Annotated in this window: 9 protein-coding genes; all 9 read left to right on the top strand. The window is 28.2% G+C overall.

What is annotated here, in order from left to right:
• Positions 1-28 precede the first annotated feature (28 nt).
• Entirely contained in the window at positions 29-952 is a 924-nt protein-coding gene (locus tag AC1RP1_RS05425) for an alpha/beta hydrolase (protein ID WP_481761687.1), read from the top strand.
• A gap of 27 nt (positions 953-979) precedes the next feature.
• Positions 980-1,540, top strand: a complete 561-nt coding sequence (locus AC1RP1_RS05420) for an NUDIX domain-containing protein (protein ID WP_481761688.1) — start codon at positions 980-982, stop codon at positions 1,538-1,540.
• Positions 1,533-1,790, top strand: coding sequence for a DUF1328 domain-containing protein (locus AC1RP1_RS05415; protein WP_481761689.1), 258 nt, complete (start codon positions 1,533-1,535; stop codon positions 1,788-1,790). The genes AC1RP1_RS05420 and AC1RP1_RS05415 overlap by 8 nt, the downstream gene beginning before the upstream one ends.
• 28 nt (positions 1,791-1,818) lie before the next feature.
• The gene (locus AC1RP1_RS05410) at positions 1,819-2,502 is read left to right on the top strand and encodes a 5'-methylthioadenosine/adenosylhomocysteine nucleosidase (protein ID WP_481761690.1); all 684 of its coding nucleotides are present in this window, start codon (positions 1,819-1,821) and stop codon (positions 2,500-2,502) included.
• 24 nt (positions 2,503-2,526) lie between these two features.
• Positions 2,527-3,675 (top strand): cysteine desulfurase family protein, encoded by a 1,149-nt coding sequence (locus AC1RP1_RS05405; RefSeq protein ID WP_481761691.1) that lies wholly within the window; start codon positions 2,527-2,529, stop codon positions 3,673-3,675.
• Between the two features lie 13 nt (positions 3,676-3,688).
• Positions 3,689-4,039, top strand: a complete 351-nt coding sequence (locus AC1RP1_RS05400) for a DUF1831 domain-containing protein (RefSeq protein WP_481761692.1) — start codon at positions 3,689-3,691, stop codon at positions 4,037-4,039.
• Positions 4,040-4,181: 142 nt separating this feature from the next.
• The gene (dptF, locus tag AC1RP1_RS05395; RefSeq protein ID WP_481761693.1) at positions 4,182-6,053 is read left to right on the top strand and encodes a DNA phosphorothioation-dependent restriction protein DptF; all 1,872 of its coding nucleotides are present in this window, start codon (positions 4,182-4,184) and stop codon (positions 6,051-6,053) included.
• On the top strand, positions 6,053-7,378 hold the full coding sequence (dptG, locus tag AC1RP1_RS05390) for a DNA phosphorothioation-dependent restriction protein DptG (RefSeq protein ID WP_481761694.1): 1,326 nt from the start codon (positions 6,053-6,055) through the stop codon (positions 7,376-7,378). Before dptF ends, dptG begins: the two co-directional genes overlap by 1 nt.
• Complete coding sequence (locus AC1RP1_RS05385) at positions 7,359-12,659, top strand: helicase HerA domain-containing protein (RefSeq protein WP_481761695.1); 5,301 nt, start codon at positions 7,359-7,361, stop codon at positions 12,657-12,659. The genes dptG and AC1RP1_RS05385 overlap by 20 nt, the downstream gene beginning before the upstream one ends.
• The last annotated feature ends 9 nt before the right edge of the window (positions 12,660-12,668 follow it).

Below are 12,668 nucleotides of genomic sequence, written 5' to 3'. Positions count from 1 at the left end.
AATAAAGGGAAACGCTTGAGGAAATTTAATGAAAAAATGGATCATTGGAATTTGTTTAATGCTGATAATAATTGGCTTTGTTATTTTTGGCATTAGTTATTATTTATTTGAATATGCGGAGACACCAACCAATAAGGAATTTATTAATTCAGAACCTAAAAGTGCTGAGTTAAAGAAAGAATACACTTGGTTAAAACAAGTTAAAAAATTAAATTGGCAGATCAAATCTGAAGATAATTTAAAGCTTAAAGCAATTTATGTTCCTGCAGAAAGTAAAACTAATAAAACAATATTTGTTGCTCATGGATTTATGGGAAAGAAAGAAGAAATGGTCCGCTTTATTCATTTTTATCATGACAAAGGCTATAATGTTCTTGCACCAGATGCAAGAGCACATGGCCAAAGTCAAGGTGATTATATTGGTTATGGTTGGTTAGAGAGAAAAGATAATTTACAGTGGCTTGATAAAGTAATTAAATATAAAGGTACAGATTCAAAAATTACTCTATTCGGTGTTAGTATGGGTGGCGCAACGGTTATGATGTTGAGTGGAGAGAAAAAATTGCCTTCACAAGTTAAGGCAATTATTGAAGACTGTGGCTATACAAGTGTGGCTGATGAGTTAACTTATCAGTTGAAACAGATGTATAAGTTACCTAAAATCCCTATTATCCCTATTGCTAGTCTGATATCAAAAGTTAAAGCAGGTTACTCATTTTATGAAGCAAGTTCAATTAAGCAATTAAATCATAATAAGTTACCTGTGTTATTTATTCATGGTAGTGACGATAAATTTGTTCCGACTGAGATGATTTATCAAAATTATGCTGCGACAAGAGGACCTAAAGAAATTTTCATTGCACATGGTGCTAAACATGCTACGTCATTTACAAAAGATAAAGTTGAGTATGAAAAGAAAGTAACTCATTTTTTAAAACAATATTTTAACTAGGAAAAGTAAAATAACGAGGTTAATTAAATGAATTTAGAAGAAAAAGTTTTATCAGAAGAATTAATATTCAAAGGACATGTTATAGAAGTTGTTAATGAGACGGTTAAACTACCAAATGGTGAACAATCAAATAGAGAAATCGTACATCATCATGGTGCTGTAGGTATATTAGCAATAACGGATGAAGAAAAAATTGTTCTAGTTAACCAGTGGAGAGCACCTATTAGGAAGACATCATTAGAAATTCCGGCCGGTAAAATTGATGGCGATGATCATAATTTAATCGAGACTGCAACACGTGAACTGAATGAAGAAACACGCTATGAAGCTAAACATTTAGCTGAAATATATGGGTTTCATTCAGCATTAGGATTTGCGGACGAATATTTAACGCTATTCTATGCGACTGGATTAGAAAATGTAGATAACGAGTTACCTCAGGATATTGATGAATTTTTAAATGTAGTCGAATTGACGTTTAATGAGGTTCAAGCTAAAATTAAATCTGGTGAAATAACTGATGTTAAAACTATTTTAGCGGTTAATCATTGGGAAATTGAACGATTAAAAGGTGAATTACATGGATGATGAAAAAAAGTTATCGAGAAGTGAATATCAGAGATTACAAGAATTAAAGAATGATCCTGAATTTCGACAAAAAGAACGTCAACGAGTTGAAAAGGAATACCAAGATGAACATCCAACAAGAAGCTCATCTTCAGAACAACCAGAAAAAACAAATAAAAAAAGTAAATTAAACCAATTTTTGAATTGGACAATTGTATTTTTAGTTATTGCAATTGTAATTGTATTTTTAGCTTTATTCTTATTACCTTAGATATTAATAAAAAATGGAGGGTAACAACATGATTTACGGTATTTTATGTGCAATGGAGGAAGAAATTCTTTCGCTTAGAAGTCATCTAGAGAATAGAAAAGACAAAGAAATTGGCGGGATTTCATTTTATACAGGCCAAATTAATGGAAAAGAAGTTGTTTTGGTTAGATCTGGTATTGGTAAGGTACAAGCAGGGATGACAACAGCCCTTTTAATTGCAGAATTTGGAGTAACAGCCGTTATTAATTCTGGTTCAGCTGGTGGTATTGGTAATGGACTTAAAATTGGAGATGTGGTCTTAGCCACAGAAGTTGCCTATCATGATGTTGATGCAACAGCTTTTGGATATGAAATTGGTCAATTACCCCAACAACCAACTAAATACTTGGCAGATACAAATTTAAACGATGCAATTAAAAAAGCGGCTCAAGAAAATGATTTAAGTATAAAACCAGGACTAATTGTATCTGGTGATCAATTTATAGCAAGTCAAGCTCAGACAGATGTCATACTTAATCATTTTCCTGATGCTCTTTGTAGTGAAATGGAAAGTGCCGCAGTTGGTCAGGCAGCACACCAATTTGGTATTCCATTCACTATTGTTAGAGCGATGTCAGATGTTGGCGATGAAGAAGCTGGACAAACATTTGATGATTTTATTATTGAAGCTGGTCAAAAATCAGCACGAATGATTCTATCATTATTAAGCTAAATTAAAAGGAGATAAACTAAATTAATGTCAGGAATATACTTAGATAACGCAGCAACCACACCAATGGCAAATGAAGTCGTTGAAGTGATGACAGATATGATGAAGAGCACCTTCGGGAATGCCTCAAGTACACATCAATTTGGACGTTCAGCACGAATGGTGCTTGATGATAGTCGACAAATTATTGCAAATAGTATTCATGCAAAAGAATCAGAAATCATCTTTACAAGTGGTGGTACTGAGAGTGATAATATGGCTATTATGCAAACAGCTATTCAGAGAAAAACATTAGGTAAGCATTTAATCACAACAGCAGTAGAGCACCAGGCTATTTTAAAAACAATGAAATATTTAGAATCAATTGGATTTGAAGTTACTTATTTACCAGTTAATGAAGATGGTGTTATCAATATAGTCGATTTTAAAGAGGCTTTAAGAGATGATACAATTCTTGTTTCAATCATGATGGGTAACAATGAGACGGGAAGTCATATGCCAATTCATGAAGTTGGTGAGATTTTAAAGGATCATCAAGCTTGGTTCCATACGGATGCTGTTCAAGCTTATGGACTACTGGATATAGATGTTAATGAGGATCATATAGATATGTTATCAACATCAGCCCATAAATTGAATGGGCCTAAATTTTTAGGCTTTCTCTATAGAAGAGAATCTATATTTTTCCCTCCCTTTATTAAAGGTGGGGAGCAAGAAGACAAGAGACGAGCAGGGACAGAAAACATACCAGCAATTGCAGGTTTTGCTAAAGCTGTTTCTTTAATCTCAGATGATGAAAAACAAGTACGACAATTAAAGTATCAAGGCTTCAAAAAGCAAATTATAGCGGGATTAGATGATAACCATATTGATTTTGAAATTAATGGGACACTCTCAGATGATAACTTACAACATGTCTTTAATATTTGGATAAAAGGTATTCAAACTGAAGTATTACAGACCCGGTTAGATTTGGCAGGTATTGCTGTTTCTGGTGGCTCTGCATGTACTGCTGGTAATCTCGAACCTTCACATGTATTAATGGCTATGTACGGTGAAAAGAGTCCGAGAGTCACAGAATCTATTCGATTGAGTTTTGGAAAAGATAATACAGCTGAAGAGATAGATACTTTTATAGTACAATTAGTTAGAATAGTTGGTAGATTGAAAAAATAGGGGGAATTTAATAATGGCATTTGAAAAAAGTATTCAACTTTTAGGAGATACAGTAACTTATGAATTGAGTTCTGATGTAAAAAAATATACGTTAAGAGATTTAGGATTTGCAGAAACTAAAGCAGGTAATTTTCAATTGGAGAGATCTTTAGATCCTAATTCACCTTTCAATAAGGGCATTAAAGTTAAAGTTATCGTTGATAAGTCATTAACTGGATTTAAAATGTCAACGACGACTGCTAATGGACTTAAAGCAGTTAATATATTTCATGGTGAAGATAAAAAAGCTGAAACTGAACAATTTGATTATGTGATTGGTCAATTAATTGATAGGGATGTTTTGAAAAAGGTATTGTCAAAATGACAATACCTTTTTTATTATTATTAATAGTATTTTATAAGGGTATATTAACTATGAAGTATTATAAGGATGTTTTTGTATGTACGTTTTTAGATTGAAAAGGTATAATAAAGCGTATTCACTATATTCAATAGGAGATGAAATAATGGATTTATATTTGATGAAAGCAGAATCATTATATAAAATATTGATTAAAAAATTTGAAGTATCTTTTGAAGGGTCTAAGGTAGAATTCTCGTTAGATGATTTGTATAGTTTGGGATTGAAATTAAGAAGTAAGAAGTTAATTTCAGATATTGATTTTGAAAAACTTAGAATAGTTGCAATTACTCATGACATAAATAAGTTAGAAGAAATACACCAATATTTTGATGTATTTAAGAAAGATAAAAATATAACAGAATCTGCTCTGGCACAGATGTTAAAAAAATTATCATTTGAAGCAAAAGATTCTGTAATTGATGCAAGTGATTTTAGTGCTTTTAATGAATATATGCACGTAGAACGAGAAATACAACATAGGTTAGAGAAGATAATTCTTAATAAAATACAGAGAGAAAAAAGTTCTTTAACTTTTATTGTAGGAAATGTAGGAGATGGAAAATCGCATCTATTATCTTACATGAATAATCAATATTTTGATATTTTTAAAAAAAATAAAGTATATATACATAATGATGCAACGGAAAGCATTAATCCTAATTTATCATCTATTGATTCGTTAATGGATATTCTCACAAAGAATAAGAATGAAATTGAAGGTTATAAACATGTTATTATTGCTATTAATTTAGGGGTAGTTAAGAGATTACTTCATAAAATAAAGTCAGATTCGACATTAAGTGAAATTACAATTGCATTGAGTAATATAGAAAAAAATAATCAGGAAAATATAGAAGATAAAAAAGTATCAGTGATTTCATTTTTTAATAATGCAAACTTTGAAATTGATGAGACGGGTGTGAACAGCTTATATTATGATCAAATTTTTAAAAAAATATGTTTAAAAGAAGAAAATAATCCATTTTATAATGCTTACAGAAATGATTTAGAAAATGGCTATGATAAAGTTGAACATATTAATTATGAGCTGTTCTTAAATAAGAAAGTCCAAGAAGCAATTAAATATTTATTGATAAGAATTCAAGTTTCTAATGGTATAATCATCTCCACTCGAGATGTATTGAACTTTATTCACGATATTATTATACCAGCAAAGGAAATTAAAAGTAATTACACATCATATTTACCTTATTTATTATTTGAAAGCCAAAATAAGTCTGAGATATTAAAAGCTATTTATTTTCTTGATCCATCACGAAATTCAAATAAAAAAATTGATGAATTTAATGTTGAGGTATACAACTATGATGATGAGTATGTTGATAAAATTGAAGATAAAATTGAAGATAATGAAAGAGCAATTCAAAAAGTTATAGAATCTGTTGGTAAATTAGATACGGATAGACATAAAATTCGAGTTAACACATTTCTTAGAGTTCAATTTTTATTAGATTATCAAAATGAGTTATTTGATAATGAAAATTATTTTTCTTTTCTAAGTATTCTTTCAAAAAATGTAAGACAAATTAAAGAGTTGGCAAAATTGATACAAAGCAATGTATTACGGTGGAACGGTCAAACTGTAAAAGGATTCGCGTTTATAAATAATTTGAGTTTAAAAACTAGAGTTGCAGTGCCATTAAGATTAAACTATGTAGATTTTGAAATTAACAAGTTTGAAATTAATATGTGTTTTAAAGATACAAGTAATGAAGCTGAATATTTTGTTAAAATAGATTTTGAAGATTATGTGCTATTGACAAAAATTCATAATGGATATGTTATTTCTAATATTGAACGGTCAGAGGCAATGAATTTTAACAATTTTGTATTTAACATATTACTGAATACTAATAACAATGAAACTGTTATTGTTGGTAATATAAATGATGGATATCTATATAAAATAGAGAATAATGGGATTGATTATGAAGTATCAGAGGTGAAAATATAATGTCTATTGAATTAGAAAATTTAAAAAAACATTTGGAAATGGATAAAGGAAAGATAAAAAATAATCATCATAAATCAGGACAATTATTACCGTTTATGACCCGTGAGCCAGAGAGAGCAAAATTTGAAAATGGATTTGCACCAATTATAGGTAATTTAGCAAGGATTAGCATTAACAAAGGTGAGATATCAAAGGATACTAAATCCTTTGATAAGGATATAAGTGATGATTTTGATTTATCTAAAATAGGTAATAAAGATAAATTTTTAAAATTATTTTCTAATTCGGCACTTGATGAAATTTATATTCCCAAGTTGCTGGCGTATAAAAAGTCGAACGAAAAAAAAAGTTCAAGTGGAGAATTAAAGATTGCAGCATTTTTAAATTATACACTTGAGCTAGAGAAAAATAATATGTGGATTGAATTTATAAATAAAAAAGATGAGCACAATCTTTATGAAAAAATTATTATAGAAAATTTACATGAACTAACTAATAATAATATAAAAAAAGAAAAATTTGTTTCAATTGGTGACCAAAGTATATTCTTAGATTATTTTAATCATGATTTGAACAATTTTATGAAAAATACAACATTTTTTATGAAAAATATTGATACATTTTTTAGCTACTATTATTTTTTCATAATTAGTCAAATAATAATGAATATTGGAACCTTCGATGAGTTTAATAAAAAAAATATTTTTTTTGCACTTGATACGGAAAAAATATCAGGTTCAAGACCAACAAATGATAGAGGTTATGCTCAAGTTAAAGAAAACGCAACTGATTTGTTAGTTAACGTTGATTTATTAGATTATTTAAATTTATTAGTTCCTAGTGAAAAATTTTATAGTTTATTTCAGTTAACAGATATAAATTTTGAATATTCAATAGAACTTAGAAATAATTTAAGTGAATTTTTAAATGAGTTTTTGGAGGATGATATAAGCATGTCATCTGAAAATAATATAAAGGATAATATAAAACTTTTAAAATTAAAATTAACAAAAAATTTATCCGACGAAACTAAATCTAGATTTTCTAAATCTTTTGAAGCAATAGCAGTAAAATATTTTGTAAAAAGACGTGGTAGACTTGGAAATGTTTTAAACATGACTGATGATACTGTATTGGTGATTACAGCGGGTATAGTTGGTTCAGAAAAAATGCTTGTTAAAGATGTTATTACCGAAATGAGTAATAGAGGAATTTCATTAGATAATATTTCTAAAAGAAAATTAGTAGAAACATATGAAAAAATGAATATTCTTGAAAAATTAAGCGATAGCGGGGATGCACAATATGTCAAACCAATATTATAAATTTTTAATCGAACGGTTATTTAAATGGTTTAAAACCCAAAATATTAGTGCTGGTAGCAGGTATTATTTGAATTTAGATCAAAATAATGAAGTTGTTAGATTCTATAATGCATTTGAAATGAATGATATTATTTCTACTGAAGATTTTGTAATTGATCAAAAGGACGTGCAGTTCCATGGTAAAGTGGTAAATATAAATGGTGTTAACATATTATTTGTTGCAGCAACAGATAAAATGAACTCAGATTTTTTAGTAACACTTAGAAATAGGGTTAGTTTACAATCTGACATATGGAGAAATACGGCACTTTTTATCGTGTGTACTGAAATTCTTGACAGTATATCGGGTGGAGCCATGAATGTTAGTCACGGAAATGGGCCTTTTTCTGTTGATAAAATTAAACACGATTTAAAAAGTGAAATAGAAAAGTCCGGGTTATCGGACGCTAACCAAGTAGTATTAGAAGAGTTTAAAAAGAATATAATTTTGGAAGATTCAATGAACTTAACATTATTAGATTTTGCCAGTATTTTTTCAATTTTAGAAAAATCAGAGATTACTCCGGATGACTATAAAAATATGGGTTATTTTTATGATACACAAATACAAACGTATGATGCTGATAATATTAAAAAAAGATTAAGAGAAAATAAGCAAGATTTTCAAAAGATTGGTGGTTGGCAAGAATATAATACTGTTGAAGATAAAATAGTTAACTACACGCAAGCAGATTTAGAATCAATGAGTATGTTGAAAGAAAAGGATATTTGGATGGATGTCGATTTTTCAAAAATAAAAAGAGGAAAAGAAAAATTAAAAGAATTAAGAAAAGATACAATTATTTATCAATCAGATAAAATAAATAAAGTTAATCCTGATTTAATTATATATGACCGAAGTAGAGAAAATGGTGAAAATAAAAATTCTGTTAAGTACAAAAACAGATTTATTTTAATATTTAAAAATAATATTAATCATGAAAATAATCAATTGATAATAAAACTTCCTTTTGATGATTCTGTGAAGGCATCAAGAATTAATAAAAGTAAGAGCCATATAATTGATGGGAAATCTGCTGAATTTACTGCAGATGGTAATAATTTAAAAATTATTGTAAACGACTTCAATGTGATGGATATATATGGAATTAAGACCTCATATGAACATTCAAAGGCACAGAAATATACATTTCAAATAATTTATTTACCATTTTCTCAAGACATATTTAATAATATATTATCGAGTTATCGTGTAAAAATAACTAAATCTAAGATGGAGATTCAGTTAGAATACGAAAAAAATTATATAATTGGTGGTACAGATTTTATTGATGAGGTTGATTATGATCAGATTAAATATAATGTAATTCCTATTTCAGATGAAGTGGGTGTAAATATTAATTTTGAAAATATTGATTCAGATGAAAGTGAGAATGAATTTAAGCTAGTTAATGAAGGCATTGAAATACCATTTTCAATTTTAGATAATAGTCAGAAGCCGGTTCCCAGAAGTGGTTTGTTTATAGAAAAAAATAGGCGTAAGGCTAATGAAAGTTTAATTTTTGATGGGGCTAAAATAATTAATGGTACAGAAAAATATTATGTCTTTAGTGAAAATAAGAAGTTGTTGAATTATGAAGTAGATATTATTAAACAACAAATATTGTATGCAAAAATAGATGATTCAATTGTCACTAGTATTGAAGTTCAGATACCTGAACAAATAAGAATAGACTATATTCTTATTTGTAAGCTATTAAAAGAAAGAAATACTATTTTAAGTTTAAGTTATTTTGATCAAGAATTATTGAAAGCTCTTAATAAATATTGTGATGATTTTGATGAAGTAATTAATCAAATCTCCGAAGAAAGACTTACATTGGAATTAAAAGATTTATATAAAATGGGTACAGTAGAAATCGATGGGGAAATAGCTTATACACCTTTACATCCAGTATTGATTAAATATCAACTAGAGTTATTAAAAAGGACAGAATTTCAATCTATACCTGAAAATTTTATTCGAACGTTAAATCCAAGTGGATTAGTTCCATATATATCAAAAAATGGGGGACTATTAAAATCAAATTTTGATGATAGTTCGCCTAGATGGTTATTCTTTAATGAATTTAAAAAATCAAAAATATCAGCGATTTCTAGAAATATTATTACTTCTAGAATGTTAGATTTTTATAAGCATTTTCATTATCTTTTTGAAGTAAGTTCTGATTATGCATTAAATGCTTCAATGCATAATATTAACGATGATAAAACAATATTAAAGAGTACGATTGATTTTATGTTAAAACAGCTTCAAAATACTAAACAAGGGTTTAAATTAGAAAATATGCATCCTGTTAATTTATATATAAATAACGATAAAAAAATTCTTAATCCAATATATGACCAATTTAATCAAATTATAACGGCAGCTGATTTTGAAAATTTATTTTCTGAAAAATTTATGGGAGATAAAATTAATGATTATGCTAATGAAGACGTAATTAAAGTATTAAAATCGCGGATTAATATTTATCATAATTTTGTTAGACAACCATATAGTCATGTTTCATTTTATAAGATGGATGTCGAGAGTAATGCCAATAGTTTTAAATCAGATAAGCTGGAAATGAATTATACTTTAGGCGGTCTAATAAGTGGTAAAAAATATAGTCTTGATAAAAAAATGTTTATACAAGGATTCGGTGTAAATATGGATTCAAAATATTTACATCGGCCATTGATCAAATTTATGTATGATTGGAATGCATTTAGTGTAGCCAACAATGCGGAAACAAATGTTTATCAAGCAGGAATTACGAATGTAAATAACATTCCAAGTTTTGAAAGTGAAGATGGTCATTTTGATGATATATTAACGAATATTATGGAAAATAGTAATTGGGTAACGTTATTGGATCCAGATATCAGTTTGGATTATTTTTCGGAACGTAATGATTTATATATTATTCATTATACAGATCAAAGTAACACTTCAAATTATGAGTCAATAACTTTTACAAACCAAATTGAACAATATAGTTTAATTATCAATGATAAGATAGAAAGATATGACAAAACTATAATTAAAAATAAAGAAACAAGTTTAAATATTATTAAATCATTTAACATTATTAATGGAGAATGGCTTCTAAAAATTATCGGAGATAAAACGAATCACAATATAGTGAGGGAAAAGTTAAGTATTATTTCGGCGTATAAAGAATTAATGGGTATTTTAGAAACTGAGAATATTATTTGGGTGCCCATATCGCTAGAAGAGATATTAAGAGTTTCTGGAATGGTTGGCATGAGCCAAAAAGAAGGATTATTTACAGCAAAAAATCTAGGAATGACAGGAGCTACAAGTGATGATCTGTTATTCATGGGTGTTGAAGTAGGAGAAAATTTAAAAATTCATTTGTTTCCTGTCGAAGTTAAAGTTGGACAGAACCATTCGGATGTTATATCTAAGGCAACGTTGCAGGCGGTTAATACGGCAGAAACAATAAATGAGGCGCTGAGGGATGAAAATAAATTTAAATCCGAATATTACCGTAATTTTTTTATGACAATATATTTAGCTAATCTAAAAAAAATGTTTAATAACAAGTTAATAAATGCAGAACTATATAAAAAAATTCAAGATAATGATGATAAGTTATTGAATAATGATTTTATAATTTCAAATGAATTAAACGAATATTATGGCAAGGCTTTCATTGTTTCATTTGGTGATAGAAATGATAGTCGGAGAATTCTTAGAAAGGAATTAGGCGGTAAGAATATAACTGAAATTAAACTTCCTGAGGGTGACGCATACATTTATGCAAGTAAGGGATTAAATGAAATCATCTCAGAAATTAAAAGTGGAAAATTGGGATTTCCGGAAGAAAGCCTTTTAAAAAATATTTTGCATGATGATAGTTATCAAGAAACTATCGATACTGATAAAGGAAAAAATATTATTATAAACAAAGAATTAGATACAGAGTCAGCTTATGAATATTGTGAAAATAAGGATAAAAAAAATTTTGAAGATAACAACGAAATTAAATCTATAAATAGTATAAATGAAAGTCAAAGTCAATATTCGAATATAAATGAACTTTCTGATTTTGAAATAGAATATCCTGAAAATACATTTTCTGAAAAAACTAGAATTAAATTAGGCGTTAAAAAAGGTAGTGTTGATGAAGCTTATTGGGAGTATGGAAATCCAGGGCTTTCAAATAGGCACATGATTATTACGGGTAAGTCTGGGCAGGGGAAGACTTACTTTGTTCAAACATTACTGTATGAGTTGGCTAATAAAAATATTAATAGTTTGGTAGTTGATTATACTGATGGATTTTTGGAAAATCAATTGGATAAAAATTTTGTTAGCAAAATGAGACATGATAATAAAATTCAATTTCACTTAGTTAAAGCGGGGGATAAATTACCTATAAATCCATTTAATCTTCAAGAAATAGATTATGGTGGTGGAACCTTTATTACTGAAGATGTAAATGATATGGCAGACCGAGTATCTCAAATGTTAGATAACGTTTTTGAGTTAGGCACTCAGCAAAGGTATTCATTGAAAACTGCAATAAGTGATGGTTATGCAAGAAACGGTAAATCATTTACCTTTTTACATTTAAAAAATATATTAAGTGACGAAGATGAATTCAAGGATGGGTTAAAAATAGTAGGTAGACTAGATATGTTATTGAGTTCAAATCCTTTCACTTATACTAAAGATTCCAAAAACTGGGAGTCATATTTAAATAAAGATGGAACTATTCATATTTTTCAATTAAAAGGATTTCAACATGATATACAAAAAGTTATTACTGAATTTGTACTTTGGGATTTGTTTAATTATCTTCAAAGTATTGGAAATACAGAAGAAAATCCAATTCCAGTGGTACTTGATGAAATACAAAATTTAAATTTTAAAGATAACTCTCCAACTGTTAAAATTTTAAAAGAAGGAAGAAAATTCGGTTGGTCAGGAATTTTTGCAACTCAATCTATATCAGCTATTAAGGGTGATATCAGTAGTGTCTATAATGCATCTGAGCAAGTTAATTTTTTACCATTGGAAGACCAAGTTAAACTTATTGCGAACACGCTATCTTTAGATAAAGACAGTAATCAACAATATCAATATCTTTTATCTAATTTACAAAAAGGCGAAAGTATTATTAAAGGGCCTATGCTTAATGGTACCAATCAAGTGGTATCACGAATAGAATCTATTAAAATAAGTGGATTTGATGATCGTATAAACTAAGTAAAGTAA

The organism is Dellaglioa sp. CoH-56-MRSF-13 (assembly GCF_056782095.1).
Note: the sequence above shows the minus strand (reverse complement) of the source record. Positions and strands in the feature narration are given on the sequence as shown.